The following is a 20557-nucleotide window of genomic DNA, read 5'->3' as shown; positions in this document are numbered from 1 at the left end:
ATTAAATTTTCCGCTTCAGCTCAAAATGTTTCCCAAGATAAACTTCTCGTACTCTCGGGTCATTTGCTAATTCTTCTGCAGTACCTGCTTTCAACAGCCTGCCCTCGAACATAAGATAAGCTCTGTCGGTAATAGATAATGTCTCGTTTACATTGTGGTCGGTAATAAGAATTCCAATATTCTTATTTTTAAGTTTTGCTACGATCGTTTGAATCTCTTCAACAGCAATTGGGTCAACACCCGCAAATGGCTCATCCAATAACACAAAGTGCGGATCAACTGCAAGAGCACGGGCTATTTCAGTACGTCTACGTTCACCACCTGATAAAACACCACCTTTGTTTTTTCGTACATGGGTCAAACTAAACTCTTCGAGCAATGACTCCATCTTTTCTTTCTGCACATTCTTAGGCTGTTTTGTCATTTCAAGTACAGCAAGAATATTCTCTTCAACAGTTAATGTTCTAAAAACCGAAGCTTCCTGGGCCAGATAACCAATTCCCCTTTTAGCTCGACGATACATTGGAAGATCAGTTATATTTTCATCGCCAAGATAAATTTCACCTTCATTTGGTTTTACCAACCCAACTATCATATAAAAGGAGGTTGTTTTACCTGCACCATTTGGCCCAAGCAATCCAACAATTTCTCCTGTATTTACCTCTACAGAAATATGATCAACTACTGTTCGTTTATTATATATTTTTACGAGATTATCTGCGTATAACTTCATATCTAACTACAAATTACCAGACCTGCTTATCCACCTTTAATTATAATTCATTAATTATGTAAAACCACGCTTTGATGAACTTTTATGTCCTTTAGCATTAATTGAATGGTTCTTTTTCCTCTGAATTCATTTAATGAAACCTGATATGCAATATCCAATTTCAAACCATCATGTAGTTGAGGAAAATAATGCCCCATAAAAAAGCCAATTGCTTCAATAGTTTCATCATTTTTCCGCTGCTGAAGAGTTAGCTTTACGTGTTCATTTTTTAATAACCTTGGTTCGCCAATTATCTCAACAGATTCGCTTATAAACACCGGTTCTTCATTCCCCGGACCAAAGGGCTGCATTTGATAAAGTATATTATAAAAGCGCTCATTAATAATATTAAGAGGAACATTCTTATCTATATCAAGCACTGGCTCTAACATGTAACCTTCGATTTGCTCGGAAACTGTTTTTTCAAACCTGTCTTTAAACTCATCAACTTTATCTACCGGAAGGGACAACCCTGCAGCATATTTATGACCACCAAATTTTGATAATAAATCACTACAAGAGCTTATAGCTTCATAAATATCAAATCCGGGAACTGATCTGGCTGAACCAGTAGCTTCCCCTTCATGCTCGGTTAATATAATCGTTGGTCTAAAATAATGTTCGATACATCTTGAAGCCACAATTCCTACAAGGCCCTTATGCCAGGATGGCTCAAATAGCACGGTAGTATTTCCTCCAGGCCAGTCAGGTGCAGAATTAAGCATATCCAATGCTTTATTAGTCATATCCTGATCAAATGCCCTCCTCTCCTTGTTGTTGTCTTCAAGTAAATCTGCATGAGCCATTGCTCTTGAAAAATCCTGTTCAATTAGCAACTCCAGGGCAGCATGTGCATGAGTCATACGACCAGCCGCATTTATTCTTGGGCCTATGTAAAATACAATCTTTTCAATGGTCAAATTATCACGACTTACTCCGGCAGTCTGCATCAATGCCTCTATTCCGGGTAATGGAGAATCTGAAAGAACTTTCATTCCATAAAATGCTAAAATCCGGTTCTCGCCTGTGATCGGAACAATATCTGAACCAATACTAACAGTAAGCAAATCAAGCCTTGCAAATAACTCTCTCTGATCCCATCCAAGGTTTTGATACAATGCCTGCAAGAGTTTAAACCCGACACCACAGCCTGATAACTCATCATATGGATATGAACACGATTTCTTTTTTGGATCCAGTATAGCTACTGCCTTTGGTAAAACAGCTCCTGGTTTATGGTGATCGCAAATAATTACATCTATGCCCTTCTCTCTTGCGTATTCTACCTGTTCTATTGCTGTGATACCACAATCAATTGAAATTAGAAGAGATACTCCAAGCTCTTTTGCTTTATCAATTCCAATTTTGGAAAGCCCATACCCTTCTTCATATCTATCGGGTATATGATAATGAATGTTCTGATGCCTCCGGGCCAATGTATGCATAAACAAAGCCACTGAGGTTGTTCCATCCACATCATAATCACCAAATACCAAAATGGATTCTCCTCCAGATAAGGCTTGCATCAGTCGAGATACCGCTTTATCCATATCTTCCATTAAAAATGGATCGTGTAGATCATTAATTGAGGGACGGAAATAATTTTTTGCTGACTCAAAACAGGAAACACCTCTATTTAGCAATACTTCAGCTAAATACTCATTGACATTAATAGCTTCTGATAGATCACTTATTTGACGTGGATCATGAGGTTTCTTAAAATTCCATTTATATATCAGCTTTGATTTTCCCATCCTGTGTGTTTAAAGTCTGAACGATTTACAAAAATGATTATCTTTATCCGTATGTTGAAAAAACTCAGTGATTTTTACAAAAAATATAAGCAATACATCCGTGTTGATTTACTAATGTACGTAATTATGATAATAATTATCATACTGGCATTAGTTCTTGCTCCACTTTTTAGGTCATGAGAATACAGGGCATTGAAATTGAAGATTTAAAAGGGTATCCGGGAATATTACGTTCTCTCCAAACTGACTATTTAAGATTTATTTCTTCACTATTTGGCGTTTATAAACCTGGGATCAATCTGGCATCAAAAATTATTCAGGAAAAGAATATAGTAAAAGTATATGATATAGGTTCCGGGGGAGGTGGAGCAATTCCCAATTTGATCGAAGACCTCAAAAGTAAAAACATCAAAATTCCTGAAATAACCCTAACAGACCTTTACCCTAATCAAAATGCTGCAAAGATTATTGAAGAGTCTTCGGAAGGAAAAGCTCATTATGATCTAAGGTCATTAAATGCTTTGGATGTTATAAAGGAAATTAGTAATGATCAAAGCACTCTGGTTACTGTCTTTAATATGTTTCATCACCTTGATGAACCAGCAGCTCAGAAATTTCTCGCTGTTGCAAAAGAGAAAGAACTAAATCTTTTGATTGTTGAACCACTCGATAAAAGTGTTTTTCAAATCTTGATAAACATCCTGGTTACATTAATCCTGTCTCCAATTTTAAACCTTTTCATCTTGCCGGTACGTCTTTCGAGATTCATATTTTCATACCTTATCCCTATTGTTCCGGTGGTTACATGCTTTGACGGAATATTTTCAGTTTTAAGATTATATAGTGTTTCTCACTTAAATCAGATTACACCCAAAGGGAATAATTATTTATGGGAGGCGGGAAAACTTAAGTTCACTTTTGGAAAAACAATTTACCTTAAAGGAGAACCTCTATAAAATAAAAAAACCGGCCTGAAACGACCGGTTTTAATCTAAATATCAATATCTCTTAGATTACTCCTTCAAGAACGTCTTTTAGAGGGACTCTATTCCCATCTTTATAGGCGACAATCCAAGCATCTTTAACACCCATCTCACGAAGGTATTTTTTGAATGTGTCAGCTTCCCAATAATCACGGAATTGACCTAAAGTAATCTTTTGTAATCCGTCTTCTGTTTCACCACCAAAATTAGGGTGGTTTTCAAAATATTTGCTCAGGTCTTTATTTTTAAATGCTCCAACCTGAACTTTAAATACTACTCCACTTTCATCCATAGAGTAACCGCTAGCTTGTTGCTGATTACCTCCACCTGCAGCAGACTCTTCTAATGCACGCTGAGCAGCAGTTACTTCAGCCTGAGCCTGTCTTAATTGCTTCTCTAATGTAGCAATTGTATTATCTTTTTCATTTAGCTGAGGCTCTAATGCAGATAGCTGATTGTTCAGACTGCTAACCTGAGCTTTTAATGACTTATTTTCATCCACCATCTGTTTAAAAGCTTCTTCAGACATGGATTTCTTTTTCTTTTTCCACTCTTTTCTTTCCTGTTTAGAAAGTTGGGCATGACCCTCCAAAGGAACTAGTGAAAGTCCAAGGACAATGATCAATAAAGCGATTAGATTTTTATTCATAACAAAAAATTTATCAAGCCGGTATTTGAGACAATATAGTACTTTTTAATAAAATAGAAGAAATATTAATTAAAAAATACATTTTCCACGAAAATACATAATACCTCTTTATAATAAAAACGCCTCATTAAATTTGAGGCGTTTTATATCAATTCTTAGTAGTTAATTATTACTTGAGTCCACCAACCATGTCTTCTGGTTTCACCCATTCATCAAACTGGTCAGCTGTTAATAATTCTAATTCTACTGCTGCTTCTTTAAGAGTTTTACCCTCCTTATATGCTTTTTTGGCAATTTTAGCCGCATTTTCATATCCGATATGTGTGTTTAATGCCGTTACAAGCATTAAAGACTTTTCAAGTTTATCTTTAATTACCGGATGATTTGGCTCAATACCAATTGCACAATGATCATTAAATGATTCACATGCATCACCAATTAATCTGGCTGAAGTTAAAACGTTATAGATCATCATTGGCTTAAATACATTAAGTTCAAAGTGACCATTCATTCCTCCGATAGCACAAGCGTTATCTAACCCTACAACCTGAGCACAAACCATAGTCAAAGCCTCACATTGGGTTGGATTAACTTTACCAGGCATAATTGAAGATCCTGGCTCATTTTCAGGAATAAGAATTTCACCAATACCTGATCTTGGACCACTTGCCAGCATTCTTATATCATTACCGATTTTCATAAGGCTAACTGCCAACTGACGTAATGCTCCTGAAGTCTCTACCATTGCATCGTGTGCTGCTAAAGCTTCAAATTTATTTTCTGCAGATACAAATGGTAAACCGGTTAAATCAGCAATTTTCTTAGCAACCAATTCTGCATATCCTTTTGGAGTATTTAACCCTGTACCTACTGCGGTACCACCTAAAGCAAGCTCGCTCAAATGCTTGAATGAATTATCCAGCGCTTTTAACCCATGATCTAGTTGAGAAACATAGCCTGAAAACTCCATTCCCAAAGTAAGCGGGGTTGCATCCATAAAGTGAGTACGGCCTATCTTTACAACATCTTTAAATGCCTTTGCCTTTTGATCAAGCGTATCCCTTAATTTTTTTACTTTCGGGATCATCTCATTTACTAAAAATGAATATGCAGCGATGTGCATAGCCGTTGGGAAAGTATCGTTACTTGACTGAGATTTGTTAACATCATCATTCGGATGTAAAAATTTCTTGTCGTCAGTTAGTTTACCCCCTTTAATAACGTGACCACGATTTGCAATCACTTCATTAGAATTCATATTTGACTGGGTTCCTGAACCAGTTTGCCATACTTTCAAAGGAAATTGATCATCAAGTTTTCCCTCAAGAATTTCATCACAAACAGTCTTAATAAGTTCAGCTTTTTCATTATCAAGAACTCCAAGTTCAGAATTGGTCAAAGCAGCAGCCTTCTTAAGCACAGCAAATGCCTTAATAACTTCCATTGGCATCTTCATAGGCTCGCCTCCGATCTTGAAGTTCATTAATGATCTCTGCGTTTGAGCTCCCCAGTATTTCTCTGCTGGCACCTCAACAGGACCCATTGTATCTTTTTCTATACGAATATCCATTTTGGTTAGTATTTATTGAGTTTCAAAATCGGATGTAATTTAATGAAATATAAGTTTCTTTCATTTTGATTTGAGGCAATAAATGTATTATTTCTCATAGAACATGATTGTATAAACACGCTTATTGTTTTGTTCATACAAATATCTATTCCCCATTACCAACCAACCTCCAAAAAATGGAATGGACTCAATATCTTTTATTTGATTAATTTCTCCTGAAGATAGTTTATTTGAAGACTTAAGCTCCCAGGAATTTATGTTTAATTCTATTGCTATTCCCTCGGAATTATATAAAGTTGAAACAGTTGTTAACTCAGAATCAGAGTGAAAATAATTAAGAGGAATGGTTTTTTCCTTTATCGCAAACTCTGTTTTAACGTTTATAGGTTCAGACAATTTTTCATGAAAACGGAATATTTTCTTTTCCAGAAAATTACGTTGATCAAAAACAGTCTTTTTTACAGTGGCATACTCGTATTTTTTGTTTTTCAGAACTCTTTCGTAAACATTTTTAGTCCTCGTCTGATCCTCAAATCTATCTAAAATAATTGTTGCCGAATTATCATGTTCAAATACTCCGGAAATCAATAAGCCTTCTTGCTCGTTGGTGGTTACAATTTCTTGCTCGTATATGGCCTGATTAGAGTATATCCTGATTAAACTTTGGTTTAATTCGGCAGCATACGAACCATTATGAGAGTAGATTAGTGCTTCCGAATTTGTGTTATCATCAATAATCAAGGTATTATATGGCTCACGGAGGTCTTTGGAAGAATATATTATCAATTGATTTTTAATATATGACCTTAAAACAAATCCGGGGCCCTCATCAAGACTTAATATATCAATAATTTGATTCAAATCATTTATGACAAGCGGCACAAATACAAATGAATTATTTTGAAATAATATTATATGCTTTCTGTTTAGATAACTTCCCAAACAATATAGATGAACTCCATCAAATATTAATTCTTCCGGAGTAAACCCATCTGGAATATCCATATCAATCGTTTCCAGATACTGATTTTCATTATTTACAGACCCAAAAACAGCCGTAAACTTAGAAGTTGAAGTGCCTCCAAGTAACAAACCGAATTCAGAATTAAATACTTTGAATGACAATACACTCAAATTATTACTATTGTCAATTTTGAATTCAGAATTTGATTCGTCTTTTAGACTATAAACTGATAAATTAAACCCCAAATCATTGCGCTTTTCAAGAATAAAAACACCATGATTTGTTCCTCTTACAGACAAAGGGGGATTGTCTTTTTGATATATTGTCTTAATTTCTGATTGAGCTAAACCAGAAAAAATACTAACAATACAAAAATATACCGTTATCAGTAATTTGAGTTTCATAGATCTTCAGATTTCTGCAACGCCTTTTTTCTTCTTCTCCTGAAAACATTTTAAATCTATACCCATGCATTAGGCAAACTAAATATTCATTATTTATGATTGGTGCTTCGATAAGATTTTTATTGTTGTGTGGACAATTAGGTTCGGTAGCTAGCAAATCAGTCTCAATATGCCTTATAAGTAAAACAACCTTATCTCCAGCCTTAATCAATTTCCTGCTTCCAACAGGGAATTTTTCATCAAAGATTTCAGATGAATCAAATAATGTGTATTTCTTCATTAATATCAGGTAAGCCAGACGCTTTCAGTGAACTCTGGTATCATTACATTACGAAAACCTTCTTTTTCCATTCTTTCTTTCATGGCTTTTTGCCTGTTTTCTTCACCATGAACTAGAAAGACATTTTTTACACTATCTTTTTGCTGGTTTGATAAAAACTCAACCATTTCATCCTCATCAGCATGTGCACTAAATGAATCCATTATTTCAACTCTGGCTCGTAGCTTTAACTCTTTGCCAAACAGTCGAAAGGTTTCCGGTCTTGACCTGATTTTGTCTCCCAAAGTATTTGGAGCACAAAACCCTACAATTAATATTGTATTTCTTGGGTTTTCGCAATGGTTATAGATATGATGTAAAATCCTGCCTGCAGTTGCCATACCGCTTGCGCTGATAATTATTGCAGGCCCTTCCAGATCATTGATAGCTTTACTATCTTCAACTTGCCTGGTATAATGGAGATTGTTAAATCCAAAAGGATTCGGGTCAATTTCCATATACTTTATAATTTCCTTATCAAAACATTGGGGGTTCATCCGGAAAATATCAGTTGCATTAATTGCCAATGGACTATCAACATAAACTGGAATCTTAGGCAAGGTACCGGCAGTTTCCATTCTGTCTAATAAATAAACCAGTTCTTGTGTTCGCCCAACACTAAAAGCAGGAATAATAATTTTACCTTTGTTGACAATACAAGTTTCCTGAATTACCTCCATAAACTTATGTTCATCAGCAGGAAGCTCTTCATGTTTTTCACCTCCATAAGTTGATTCCATAATTAAGTAGTCGACTTGAGGCATTTTTTGTGGGTCTCTTAGAATAGGTCGATTTGGACGCCCAACATCACCAGTAAACCCTAGAATCCTTTCTCCGTTAGACGTTTGAATCTTTAATGTTACACTGGCACTACCTAAAATATGCCCTGCATCTCTAAATAGTAAATCAACTTTTGGGTGAATGCTGATCCATTTATTATAAGGGTAGCTCACAAAATCATCAAGACATTCATATACATCATCTGAAGTATACAATGGCTCTACATCCTCACCTCTTTTTTTCTTCCTTTCTACCTCTTTTTGATTAATATGAGCTGTATCCAGAAGCATTATGGTACAAAGATCGCGTGTAGCATGAGTGCAAATCACATTTCCTGTAAATCCATCCTTAAACAGCTTGGGGATCCTACCACTATGATCTATATGTGCGTGAGATAAAACTAAAATATCGATTGACTCCGGATCGAAAGGCCACTCCTCATTAAATTCTTTAAAGTGAACATCTGAGCCTTGATACAAGCCACAATCCAACAATATTCGAAGCTCATTGTCTATCGTAACTAAATGGGCGCTGCCAGTTACCGTTTTGGCAGCTCCACAAAATTTGATATCTATCATTAGTCATTTGGGTTACTAACTTCAAGGTTGACCTGCTCTAGTAATTTGCCTCTGCTGTTGTAGTATTTCCAGACTCCGATTTTCTCGCCTCCTTCAAACGATCCTTCAGACTCCATTATTCCATTGTCAAAATAGAATATCCATTGGCCCGCCTTCTCTCCTTCCAGAAAACTTCCTTTACTTTCTATTGTTTCTCCATCCGGATGATAAAATACCCACTGTCCGGATCTTAACCCACTTTTATATTCTCCTTTACCTGCAATCTTACCCTCTTTTGAATATTCTATTACTTCACCAGTACCGAATTTCAAATTTCCCGAAGATAAAGTATCACCAGTAACTGTGAAGAAATCAGTTATTGAAACCAATAGTCCGTCATCCCAGGTCTCTTCTTGCATTAATTTACCATTTTCATGAAAGAATCCCCACAATCCGTCCTGATTTCCATTCATATAATATCCGATACTATAAAGTTTTCCGGATTCATAAAAACTATACCATTGACCATTTCTTAGCCCAAGAACATACTGACCCTCCTCTTCAACTACTCCTGAAGGATAAAAATAAGACCATTTACCTGACTCATAATTATTCCTGTAATCTCCAGTGGCATATCTTTTACCATTTTCGAAAAAATAAGTCCACGGGCCAGTTTTTGCTCCTAATTCATATTGACCGATAATTCGTTTGTTTCCTGAGGGAAAATATTCAAGGTAAACAGAATCTTTTAATCCTATTTTATAATTATACTCTGCTGAAAGTACTCCATTTGGGTAGTATTCCTTCCACAATCCTGCTGGTACACCTTGTTGATAAAACCTTTCATCTTTTTTAACTCCATCATCATAATAAAATACCGATTCCCCATGGAGATCTCCATCCTTATAATTGACTTTAGCAATCAATATTCCATCAGAGGCATATTCTAAAAACTCACCAGCCTTTTTGCCATCCTTAAAAGCACCTTTTACTTTAATCTGACCTGTTTGATAATACTCTTCATGAATTCCGTTTTTGACATTATCAGAATATTCTGAAATTAAAAGGGGCACTCCAAAGGGTGAATACTTTTTAATGTAACCATTAATAGTATCATTTTTATAATCAATAACAACATCAACATTTCCATTAGTATACAACTGAGTAATGGTTCCTTCCTTTAGTCCATTATCATAATCAACTGTAAGCTTTAACCGACCCTGATTATAAACTTTCCATTTTTTGTCTCGTTTACCAGATTCATTGTAATTACCTTTTATTTCCACTGTATTGTCAGCAGAAACATAAGTCCACTTACCGGTTTTAGTACCATTGACCATTTCACCATCACCCTGCAACGAATCTACAGAGATGATATCCTGACCAACCATTAAACAAGATGAAATGAGAGTTAAAAAAGATGCTAAAAATATCTTCATATTGATTTCTATATAACAAGTCATTCGAATTTAAAGCATAGAATATCAAAAACTATACCTATTCTGTAATATTACAAAATTTCTTTTTTTAGAATGAAACTTCTTTGTATACTTGTGTATCATTCATTCATTAAAGGGCCAACAGTAATTAATTACTGTCAATAACCAATAAACCAATTTACGTGAAAAAGGAAGACAAGCAATTGCTACTCAGAAAATGCTCACTGATAGAGTATGATCTTGAGTCCAAGTGTCAGAATGAAAACGAAAAGGAAAATGTTAAAAGAATATTTTCCAAGTTAAAGGACCTTATCCAATCTGAAGAAATCACCACTACTCTGGGATTGGAATATACTGCAAATTTCTGCTTTGAAAAAAGTAGGGAGGATGAATCAAAAATTGATGAATACGCGGAGTCTGTTAAAGGCTTCTTTGCTTAAACCGGAGCAATTACTCCGGCTTTTCTTTTTTTGCCTTTGATTTATCAGCGTCATATAAAGAAAGTGCAGTTACAACACCTATAATTATACATACAACTAAAATAAATGTTGAAGCTCCTGACTCTATTGGTGCATCTATGAACATAATCTTCTTAATTTTAAATACCACTGCGAATTTAAGAGGTCGACATCAAAAACGAAAATTAAATCTGTCATTCATTAGTTATTTTCTTACATCGACCGATTAATGATCTGATTTTGTAAGCATTTAACATCTATTTTTATAATTTTGCCACAAAAAGATATATAGTTATGATTATGTTAGGAATTATTGGAGTTTTATTCATTGCAGCCTTAGTTGCACCATGGGTAATTCCAAACGAAAAAATTAGTGATAACAAACTTGATCGGGAGAATTAATATTCCCGATCAAGTTTAATTTTCTTCTTCATAATATACCGTATAGTAATTTAACTGGCGGTCCTCATCATACCCTTTCTCTATTCTTGACCTGTCTCCATGGATATATATGTGAAAATTTTTGTCAAGCTTAAGAATTGACTTAATAAACTTATCGCTTTTTTTGACAGCAGATTTATTTATATCAAACTCATCGTAGGTTTTTACTTGTTTTGCTTCCTGATATTGCGACTTAAAATTATTAAATGCATCAATTATTTCAGGCTCTTGCATAACTTCCTCTTCGAACTCTTTAACATTAAATGCTTCCTTTTCTTTGAAATAATTAGCAGCATTTTGTTTCATTCCAATCTTGTCGATCTTATCAGCCTCAGGAAAAACTTCCTCAACAAAATTCATACATAAATCTAGATAGGCCTCTGTATGATAGTAGTTATTCTCATGGATTTTAACCTGTAGAAAATCATCCATCCAATATTGTGCTTCCCCACCCTTATTAGTTTTGTCTATGATCAACATCCTGTAACCATCTTCCTCTTCGGTATTAAATATTAAGCAACCCTTATCAAGCTTGTTAATATTTACACCATTATGGGCTTCAACCTGATAAGTGCTTTTCTTTGGATATACTTTTAAATAAGTCTCCTTGGATTCAGATTTAAAAATACCAATTGCCTCTGTTATGCTTTCTCCAAAATTGACATCATCAAAATATGCCAGGTATAACTCCCCCGTTTTAATATTAGGGTGCCTTGATTCACTATGTAACAATGTTGCTATATTACGGCTGTTATCATAAAATTTCTCTGGGTCTGAAAAAACTTCCTTGATGTAATGATAACATTCATTCAGATTAATATCAGTTGTGTGTTTAAAACTGAACAACCTCTCCTCTGTAAAAGGTTTTAAAAAAAATTTCTTTAACAGGTTTAATATATCTTCATCGGGAGTTATTTCTTCTTTAGAAAGGTCCAAAGACTCCGGATCAGTTTTACTTCCTACGCGGTGTACCGCCAGCCTATCTAATCTGGCATTCTTTAATTGAAACATTTATATCCACTTTTTTACAAATATACAAAGTAACTAAGTGTTTATATAAAAAAAGAATCGGCCGGGGGGGGCCGATTCAATCGATCACTTAATACATAATAGGTGACAGCTGTATTTGTATCTTTTAACTATATAAAGTAAAGTTTCGCACCTATTAGTATTTCATTTATCACTCTCTATTCTATGTTTGTCTTTATTAATAATTCAAAGTTACCAACTTACTTGAGAGTTTCTAAACAAAACATTTATCGATACAATTATAAAAAACAAAAGACTCTGATTATCAGAGTCTTTTGTTTTTTACTTATAGATTAAATTATAAATTTTATGTTAAATAGGGTAGAATTACTACTTGATATAATTAGTCAATTAACTTATTTTTTATCGCAAATTTTACTAATCCCGCTGTGTTTTTAGCTCCAATCTTCTTTAAAAGCTCTTGACGGTATGATTCTACTGTTCGTGGACTTAGGTGAATTTTCTCTGCAATTTCTGAATTAGTGTATTCTTTACTTATAAGAATTAATATTTCAGCCTCTCTTTGAGTCAGATTAATATTATCCTTAAAACCAAAGTGATTGTTAGTGTTTCCTTTTCCAAAACCCTTCTTTACAACACTATTAACCAGGTCATTGAAATAATAACCATACTTTAATACATTCAATATAGCTTTTTCTACCTCTTCTGGATCAGCATTTTTTAAAATGTAACCATTCGCCCCCATTTCCATCATGTGATGAACATATCGCTCATCATCAAACATCGAAATTACGAGAATTTTTATATCAGGATAATTGTTAATTATAAATGAAGCTGCATCCACTCCATCCATATTTGGCATATTAAGGTCAAGCAGAATCAAGTTCGGCTTTTCCTCCTCAATCATTTTAATTAATTCCTTACCTCCTCCGGCTTCTCTAATCTCAGGAATATCAAAAGTCATCTTAACCAAGCCTGCTAATCCTTTCCTGAACAGAGCATGGTCATCTGCTATAATTATATTGGTATCTTTAATATTCACTGTGTTTTTGGGATTTCGATTCTTATTATTGTTCCTTTATTTTTCTCAGTATTTATTTTCCAATCGCCATTAAGTAATTTAATTCTACCTTCAATATTTGCTAAGCCTATTCCTTTCTCAATATTCATTGGGTCTGTAGTTTTTTCTAGATCAAACCCAACTCCATCATCACTAACAGATATTATGAAATGCTCATCACTATCATTGATATCCACTGTTATATTATCAGCCTCAGCATGCTTTATTGCATTATTCACTAGTTCTTGTATTATTCTAAATACATTTATACTATCCTTATCAGGAAAGGCAGTAGTTAACCTGAAAGAATAACTCACAAAAACTTCTCCACTAGCTGAAAGCCTTTCACACAATTCTCTTATAGCAGTATCCAGGCCATGTTTTTCAAGTGCAATAGGCAATAGGTTTTTAGAAACCCTTCTTACACTTTGAATAGTCTGGTCAAGATAATTTCTTGTTTCCTTTAAAAGCTCTCCTTGTTCAGGCTGGCTTTTTTGGATTGATGCCATGTTTAAGTTCATCTTTATGGTTGACAACATGGCTCCAATGTCATCATGAAGATCTGCTGCTAACCTCTTTCTTTCCTCTTCCTGTCCATTAACAAAAGAATACATTAGTTCTTTTTGATATTTATTTTCTTTTTCCTGTAGAAGAATCTTTTGCTTAAACATCCTTCTTTGATAAAAAGCAACAAATATTATTAATGATGAGACTAACAACAAAAACATTGCTGTCCCTGCAATTATAAACAGAAAGATATCATCACTTTCCAATTCCAACATTATATGACTCTTTTGAATACCCCCCTTTAAGAATGCTGACCGTGATCATGACATACTTCAAAAATAAAAATAAAATTACATGTAACCAGTTTGTAAATAACGATATTAGATTATAAAACTCTTGCTTAAATAGCGTTTCAACAAACAGCCATGTCATAAAAGTTCCGGCATAATATAAAATTAAGCCTATTGAAACTAAAAAATGTGCATTCGCCAATAAATTTGGATATGGCTGTCTTATCAAGAGGCTATAATAATACATAATTATCATAATTACGATAAGAAAGCTACAAAAGGTTTTAAATGAAGAAAGTCCGGTTACAGTAAGTTTATCATAATTCAGAAATAGCCATAAAGTAAAGCTACCTGTTACTACTGGAATAAAAACTTTTCTAATTAACTTTTTAAGATGAGGAAGCTCATTAATTGTTGAAAGGTAATAAGCCAATATAATAATATCTAAAAACGGGTATGTATTCCAGCAGAAAAGATTGTTTCCATGTACTAAAGCCATGTATCGCATTATCCCTTCCCAAATAACACAATAAATTAAATAGACCACGAGTATTCTCAACCCATGGTCTAATTTTTTAAACCTGATAATTCCTAATAATAAAGGAATAAAAGGCAAAAAATATTGAATGAAATACTTAAGTGTATTTAGTTTTTCCACTATATAATGTATTATAATCCTGTAAACGGGTCAGTATTACAGTCTGGAGGGCACATTGATCCCGAGTTTAGTATTTGCTCGTCTTCTGGTGGCTCTGTTGAATCAGCACTAAAGGTTGTATTCTCTTCACTTCTAGGAATAATATTATTACCATCCTTATCAGCAGCTACAATAATCATATCGGTTTCACCTCCTTTTTTAGAAAAATACACTCTTAAACCCATTGCTCCAGGTTGATTAAGCAATTTTTCCAATTTGTTTTTACCAAAGAAATAAGCTTTTGCCTTTTTTTTAGGATTACCATCCTTGTAATCTTTTACTTCTTTTTTTGCAGTGTTTTTTGTTATAAACGCTCCTTCATTTCCATTAAATTGAGTTTTCTCTTTCATGATAGTTCTCTTTATATGTTGATTTTGATTGTAGTTTGACACTAAAATACGAATAGGTTTGGTACTTTTGCAAAAAAAATTATTTCATGCGTATTGATATCATCACATGTGTCCCTGAGCTACTAGAAAGCCCTTTTGCTCACTCAATCTTAAAGCGGGCTAAAGAAAAAGGACTTGCAGAGGTTGTTGTGCATAATTTAAGAGATTATGCTACATCAAAATATAAAGCTGTTGATGATTATGCATTTGGTGGAGGGGCAGGTATGGTAATGATGATCGAACCGATAGCTTCATGTATTAACCATTTAAAAAGTGAGCGAGAATACGATGAAATAATTTATATGACACCGGATGGAGAAAGTTTTAACCAAAAGGAAGCAAACAGACTTTCATTATTGGGCAATCTTATTATTCTATGTGGTCATTATAAAGGTGTAGACCAGAGAGTAAGGGATTTATTCATTACTAAAGAAATTACAATAGGAGATTTTGTCTTAAGTGGTGGTGAATTAGCTGCTGCTGTTGTAGCTGATGCAGTAATAAGATTGATACCTGGTGTTTTAAATGATGAGACTTCTGCATTAAGTGATTCATTCCAGGATGATTTACTTGCTCCTCCGGTATATACCAGACCAGCTGATTATAACGGACATAAAGTCCCGGAAATTTTATTATCTGGTCATCAAGCTAAAATTGAAGAGTGGAGAATGGATGAGGCTGTTAAAAGAACGAAAGAAAGACGTCCTGATCTGTTTAAAGAGTGATTTAAATAAAAGAATAAAAGTTTTTCATATTTTTTTATTGAATCTCATAGGTTTAGAAATATTATTCATATATTTGCACTCCATTTTCGGGACGTACAGATATTATAGAGCTTTTAGTCATGAGCGAATTAATTATAAAAAAAGTAGAAAACCTGGTAAACGCTGAGAGAAAAGAATTTCCAGAGTTTAAATCAGGAGACACAGTAAATGTTCACGTAAGAATCTCTGAGGGAGGAAAAGAAAGAATCCAGCAATTTCAGGGAACAGTTATCCAGCGCAAAGGCTCTGGCACTAACGGTGAAACTTTCACAGTAAGAAAGGTGTCTAACGGTATTGGTATTGAGAGAATCTTCCCTATACTTTCTCCGAACTTAGATAAAATCGAAGTTCTTAAGAAAGGTAAAGTAAGAAGAGCAAGACTTTACTACCTAAGAGGTCGTCAAGGTAAATCTGCAAGGATTAAAGAAAAAATATAATAGTCTTAAAGACTTTCTAAAAAGCCGATCCATTCTTGGGTTGGCTTTTTTTTTGATTAAATTGCTCACCACAGTTTTGTAAATAATGATAGTTAACTTTTATAAATATCAGGGGGCAGGAAATGACTTTGTCATGCTCGATAACAGGAATGGAGAGTTTGACTCAATTTCTATTAATACCATTTCATTTTTGTGCGACAGAAGATTCGGTATCGGTGCCGATGGCCTCATCACTGTATCCAACTCTCAGGATAAAGATTTTGATATGGTCTATTATAATGCAGATGGCAGCCAAAGCTTCTGCGGTAATGGCAGTCGTTGTGCGGTTAGGTTTGCCCAGCACCTTGGGATGTTAACCGATTCTGAATGTGACTTTAATTCTACAGACGGGCCACACTCTGCCAAAATTTCCGATGATAATATTTCAATTGACCTTTATGTCAAAGGAACGATAAAAAAATATTCTGAAAAAGAATTTTTCATTGACACGGGCTCTCCTCATCATATTGTGCTAAGTAAAACTCTGGAAAATACTGATGTAAAAACTGAAGGGTCTGCAATACGGTATTCTGAAAAATATGCTCCAAGCGGTTCAAACGTCAATTTTATATCTTTAATTAATGATAGCGAGCTTTCTATCAGAACATACGAAAGAGGTGTTGAAGATGAAACACTTGCTTGTGGAACAGGTATTACTGCAGCGGCTTTAACCGGCTTTAAGTTGGGAATAAAACCTCCCGTGAAAATTAATGCAAAAGGAGGCACGTTGTTTGTAACTTTTAAACATGATCCTGATACTGACAATTTTTCAGATATCTGGCTTACCGGGCCTGCAGAAAAAGTATTTGAGGGAAAGATCGAAATTTGATTTTTTAGCAATCGCTTATTTGCTCAGGTATTCAGGATTAATTAATAAAACACATTAAATTTACGAGGGATAAATTTTTAAGAAAATAAACCATGATTGATTTTATAACGAAAGGTCTTTCGAAGTTATTTGGAACGAAGTCTGAAAAAGATGTTAAAGAGCTTCTTCCAATCGTAGAGAAAATTAATAAAGAATTTGAGGCATTAAAAGGCATTTCGGATAACGAACTAAGAGCTAAGACCACTGAGCTTAAAGAGTATATTGACGAAAAACTAAAGCATTTTGATGATGAAATTGCAGAACTTCAAACTAAAGCTGAAGCTCCTGAGCTTGATGTTCATCAAAAAGAAGCTATTTATGATAAAATAGATGCTTTGGAAGATGATCGAAATACTGATCTTGAAAAGGTTCTTGAAGAAATTCTTCCAAAAGGTTTTGCCATTGTTAAAGAAACTGCTAGAAGATTCAAAGACAATGGAAAACTGGTTGTTGAAGCAAACCATTTTGATAGGGAGCTAGCTGTCAAATATGAAAATGTAGAAATCGAAGGGGATAATGCTATCTGGCATAATGAATGGAAGGCAGCAGGATCAATGATTACCTGGAATATGCTTCATTATGATGTTCAGCTTATTGGTGGTATCGTTCTTCACCAAGGTAAAATTGCGGAGATGGCTACCGGTGAAGGTAAAACCCTGGTTGCAACCCTACCAGCTTTCCTTAACGCTTTAGCCAGAAGAGGCGTTCATGTTGTTACGGTTAATGATTATTTGGCTAAGCGTGACAGTGAATGGATGGCTCCAATCTTCCAGTTTCACGGAATGCAGGTTGACTGTATTGATAAATATCAGCCAAATTCTGAAGAAAGAAGAAAAGCATATAAGGCTGATATTACTTACGGAACTAACAACGAGTTTGGTTTTGATTACCTGAGAGATAATATGGCAAGAGAAACTGGAGACCTCGTTCAGCGAAGACACCACTTTGCCATGGTCGATGAGGTTGACTCAGTACTTGTTGATGATGCTCGTACCCCACTAATTATTTCCGGTCCGATTCCAAAAGGTGATGAACATGAGTTTTATGATCTTAAACCGAGAATGTCCGGACTATTTGAATCTCAGAAAAAAATAGTTTCTCAATTCCTTCAGGAAGCCAAGAAACTTATTGCTGACGGAAATGAAAAAGAAGGTGGTTTAGCTTTATTCAGGGCTTACAGAGGTTTACCAAAATATAAGCCATTAATTAAGTTCTTAAGTCAGACTGGAGTTAAAACTATTCTTCAAAAAACTGAAAATATTTATCTGGCAGAAAACCAAAAATTAATGCCAGAAGCTGATGAGCCTCTTTTCTTTACTATTGAAGAAAAAACAAACTCAATTGAGCTAACAGAAAAAGGTATTGAGCAGATTACAAAAGAAGGTGAAGATCCAAACTTCTTTATTCTTCCTGACATTGGTACTGAAATAGCAAACCTTGAAAAACAAGCAGATCTTGATAAAGATGAACTGCACCTAAAAAAAGAAGCTATTATCAGTGACTACTCAGTAAAATCGCAAAGAATTCACTCAGTTAATCAGCTTTTAAGGGCTTATGCACTTTACGAAAAGGATACTGAGTATATTATTGTTGATGGCAAAGTAAAAATTGTCGACGAACAAACGGGTCGTGTAATGGAAGGCCGAAGATATTCTGATGGTCTGCACCAGGCGATTGAAGCTAAAGAAAATGTTAAAGTAGAAGACGCTACTCAGACTTATGCTACAATCACACTTCAGAATTACTTCCGTATGTATCACAAGCTTGCAGGTATGACTGGTACTGCAGAAACTGAAGCTGGCGAATTGTGGGAAATCTATAAGCTTGATGTGGTTGTTATTCCAACTAACAGACCTATCGTTAGAGATGACAGAGAAGATTTAGTATATAAAACTGTCAGAGAAAAGTTTAATGCAGTAGTAGAAGAAGTAGTTAAACTTACAGATGCTGGCAGACCAGTATTGGTTGGTACTACGTCAGTTGAAATCAGTGAGATTCTTAGCCGAATGTTAAAGCTGAGAAATATTAAGCACCAGGTTTTAAATGCAAAACAACACGCTAAGGAAGCAGATGTTGTTGCAGAAGCTGGAAAGCCAGGCACTGTAACCATTGCAACTAACATGGCTGGTCGTGGTACTGATATTAAACTAACACCTGAATCTAAAGAAGCTGGTGGTCTTGCAATAATTGGTACAGAAAGACACGAGTCAAGACGTGTTGACAGGCAGTTAAGAGGTCGTGCTGGTCGTCAGGGAGACCCGGGCTCATCTCAGTTCTATGTATCCCTTGAAGATAACCTGATGAGGCTTTTTGGATCTGACAGGGTATCAAAGTGGATGGATCGAATGGGGCTTAAGGAAGGTGAAGTGATACAGCATAGCATGATCACAAAATCAATCGAAAGAGCTCAAAAGAAAGTTGAGGAAAACAACTTTGGAATTCGTAAACGACTTCTTGAATATGATGACGTAATGAATTCTCAAAGAGAGGTTATTTACAAAAGACGTAAAAACGCTCTTTTTGGTGAAAGGCTGAAAGTTGATATTTTCAACATGCTTTATGATACCAGTGTGGATATCGTAAATATGTATAAAGGTACTGAAGACCTTGAGTCATTTAACTTTGCTTGCCTTGCTACTCTTGGAATTGAGCCTCCGTTTGACGAGGAAAAATTAAAAAGTACTCCTGTAGATAAATTAACTGAAGAGTTATATTCCGTTGCTCTTGAAGAGTATAATCGTAAAAATAATTTGATCAGAGAAAAAGCTCTTCCAATATTCCAGAAAGTATTTGAAGAAAGAGGAGCTACTGTTGAAGAAATACTTGTGCCATTTACTGATGGTAAAAAACAAATTGGTATTTCTACGAACCTTAAGCGAAATATTGAAACGAATTGTGACGAGCTGATCAACTCAATGGAGAAAATGATCACCTTAGCATTAATCGATCAAAACTGGAAAGAGCATCTTCGTGATATGGATGACTTAAAACAGTCGGTTCAAAATGCAGTTTACGAACAGAAAGATCCATTGTTGATCTACAAATTTGAAGGTTTCGAGCTATTCAAAAAATTTGTAGCCCGACTTAATGAAGAAACTATTTCTTTCCTACTAAAAGCGAACCTTCCTGTACAACAGGCTGATGAGGTAAAAGCGGCTCATAGAGCAAAACGACAGCAGTTAAAAGAGTCAAAAGAAGATAGTGGCTCACTATTAAATCAACAAAGCCGTCAAGCAGCCCCACAAGGTAATAGACCTCCTGCTGAAAAGGTACAACCAGTTAAATCAATAAAGATTGCTGGAAGAAATGATAAAGTAACTGTTCAGTATACAGACGGAACGATAAAAAAAGACGTTAAGTTTAAGACTGTTGAAGAAGATGTCAACAACAATAAATGTGTTATTATCGAAAGCTGATAATAACCGA

The 20557-nt window shown here is 34.8% G+C and carries 20 protein-coding genes; 6 read left to right on the top strand and 14 right to left on the bottom strand.

From position 1 onward, the window contains the following. Nucleotide 1: 1 nt before the first annotated feature. The gene (lptB, locus tag HH304_RS01750) at nt 2–733 is read right to left on the bottom strand and encodes an LPS export ABC transporter ATP-binding protein (RefSeq protein ID WP_169677719.1); all 732 of its coding nucleotides are present in this window, start codon (nt 731–733) and stop codon (nt 2–4) included. Between the two features lie 50 nt (nt 734–783). Continuing rightward, entirely contained in the window at nt 784–2526 is a 1743-nt protein-coding gene (recJ, locus tag HH304_RS01745) for a single-stranded-DNA-specific exonuclease RecJ (protein ID WP_169677718.1), read from the bottom strand. A gap of 176 nt (nt 2527–2702) precedes the next feature. Here recJ and HH304_RS01740 point away from each other — a divergent pair, with 176 nt between their 5' ends. After that, nucleotides 2703–3482, top strand: a complete 780-nt coding sequence (locus HH304_RS01740) for a hypothetical protein (protein WP_169677717.1) — start codon at nt 2703–2705, stop codon at nt 3480–3482. Between the two features lie 52 nt (nt 3483–3534). Here HH304_RS01740 and HH304_RS01735 read toward each other — a convergent pair whose 3' ends face one another. The 6 genes from HH304_RS01735 to HH304_RS01710 form a co-directional block, all read right to left on the bottom strand. Further along, nucleotides 3535–4158, bottom strand: coding sequence for an Ezrin/radixin/moesin family protein (locus HH304_RS01735; RefSeq protein WP_169677716.1), 624 nt, complete (start codon nt 4156–4158; stop codon nt 3535–3537). Nucleotides 4159–4327: 169 nt separating this feature from the next. Continuing rightward, entirely contained in the window at nt 4328–5728 is a 1401-nt protein-coding gene (gene fumC / locus HH304_RS01730) for a class II fumarate hydratase (RefSeq protein ID WP_169677715.1), read from the bottom strand. Nucleotides 5729–5815: 87 nt separating this feature from the next. Continuing rightward, nucleotides 5816–7096, bottom strand: a complete 1281-nt coding sequence (locus HH304_RS01725) for a hypothetical protein (protein WP_169677714.1) — start codon at nt 7094–7096, stop codon at nt 5816–5818. Beyond that, nucleotides 7053–7376, bottom strand: coding sequence for a Rieske (2Fe-2S) protein (locus HH304_RS01720; RefSeq protein ID WP_169677713.1), 324 nt, complete (start codon nt 7374–7376; stop codon nt 7053–7055). Before HH304_RS01720 ends, HH304_RS01725 begins: the two co-directional genes overlap by 44 nt. Before the next feature lie 5 nt (nt 7377–7381). Then, nucleotides 7382–8773 (bottom strand): MBL fold metallo-hydrolase RNA specificity domain-containing protein, encoded by a 1392-nt coding sequence (locus HH304_RS01715; protein WP_271711464.1) that lies wholly within the window; start codon nt 8771–8773, stop codon nt 7382–7384. After that, nucleotides 8773–10191, bottom strand: coding sequence for a toxin-antitoxin system YwqK family antitoxin (locus HH304_RS01710; RefSeq protein WP_169677712.1), 1419 nt, complete (start codon nt 10189–10191; stop codon nt 8773–8775). The genes HH304_RS01715 and HH304_RS01710 overlap by 1 nt, the downstream gene beginning before the upstream one ends. Nucleotides 10192–10373: 182 nt before the next feature. On the opposite strand from HH304_RS01710, the gene HH304_RS01705 reads away from it, so the two are divergent. Then, a complete protein-coding gene (locus HH304_RS01705; protein ID WP_169677711.1) occupies nt 10374–10631 on the top strand; it encodes a hypothetical protein in 258 nt (85 codons plus the stop codon). A gap of 10 nt (nt 10632–10641) precedes the next feature. Here the strand turns inward: HH304_RS01705 and HH304_RS21145 are convergent, their stop codons facing one another. The 6 genes from HH304_RS21145 to HH304_RS01680 all read right to left on the bottom strand — a co-directional run bounded on the left by HH304_RS21145 (nt 10642) and on the right by HH304_RS01680 (nt 14984). Next, entirely contained in the window at nt 10642–10776 is a 135-nt protein-coding gene (locus HH304_RS21145; protein ID WP_271711463.1) for a hypothetical protein, read from the bottom strand. 290 nt (nt 10777–11066) lie between these two features. Beyond that, a complete protein-coding gene (locus HH304_RS01700; protein ID WP_169677710.1) occupies nt 11067–12101 on the bottom strand; it encodes a nucleoid-associated protein in 1035 nt (344 codons plus the stop codon). A 361-nt stretch (nt 12102–12462) separates the two neighbouring features. Further along, nucleotides 12463–13122, bottom strand: coding sequence for a response regulator (locus tag HH304_RS21360; RefSeq protein WP_169677709.1), 660 nt, complete (start codon nt 13120–13122; stop codon nt 12463–12465). Beyond that, entirely contained in the window at nt 13119–13922 is an 804-nt protein-coding gene (locus HH304_RS01690; RefSeq protein ID WP_169677708.1) for a sensor histidine kinase, read from the bottom strand. Before HH304_RS01690 ends, HH304_RS21360 begins: the two co-directional genes overlap by 4 nt. Beyond that, nucleotides 13903–14595 carry a hypothetical protein gene (locus tag HH304_RS01685; RefSeq protein ID WP_169677707.1) on the bottom strand — a complete coding sequence of 231 codons (693 nt, stop codon included), beginning with the start codon at nt 14593–14595 and terminating at the stop codon, nt 13903–13905. The genes HH304_RS01690 and HH304_RS01685 overlap by 20 nt, the downstream gene beginning before the upstream one ends. Nucleotides 14596–14606: 11 nt before the next feature. Next, the gene (locus tag HH304_RS01680) at nt 14607–14984 is read right to left on the bottom strand and encodes a hypothetical protein (RefSeq protein WP_169677706.1); all 378 of its coding nucleotides are present in this window, start codon (nt 14982–14984) and stop codon (nt 14607–14609) included. An 86-nt stretch (nt 14985–15070) separates the two neighbouring features. On the opposite strand from HH304_RS01680, the gene trmD reads away from it, so the two are divergent. From trmD to secA, 4 genes are all read left to right on the top strand, one after another. Further along, nucleotides 15071–15748 carry a tRNA (guanosine(37)-N1)-methyltransferase TrmD gene (gene trmD / locus HH304_RS01675; RefSeq protein ID WP_169677705.1) on the top strand — a complete coding sequence of 226 codons (678 nt, stop codon included), beginning with the start codon at nt 15071–15073 and terminating at the stop codon, nt 15746–15748. Nucleotides 15749–15867: 119 nt separating this feature from the next. After that, a complete protein-coding gene (gene rplS, locus HH304_RS01670) occupies nt 15868–16224 on the top strand; it encodes a 50S ribosomal protein L19 (protein WP_169677704.1) in 357 nt (118 codons plus the stop codon). Nucleotides 16225–16309: 85 nt separating this feature from the next. Then, entirely contained in the window at nt 16310–17092 is a 783-nt protein-coding gene (dapF, locus tag HH304_RS01665; protein ID WP_169677703.1) for a diaminopimelate epimerase, read from the top strand. A 92-nt stretch (nt 17093–17184) separates the two neighbouring features. Next, complete coding sequence (secA, locus tag HH304_RS01660; protein ID WP_169677702.1) at nt 17185–20547, top strand: preprotein translocase subunit SecA; 3363 nt, start codon at nt 17185–17187, stop codon at nt 20545–20547. Nucleotides 20548–20557: the final 10 nt, after the last annotated feature.

This window comes from Marinigracilibium pacificum, assembly GCF_012926615.1.
GTDB classification, from domain to species: Bacteria; Bacteroidota; Bacteroidia; order Cytophagales; family Cyclobacteriaceae; genus Mangrovivirga; species Mangrovivirga pacifica.
The sequence above is the reverse complement of the archived record's forward strand: the minus strand, read 5'-3'. Positions and strand labels throughout refer to the sequence as shown.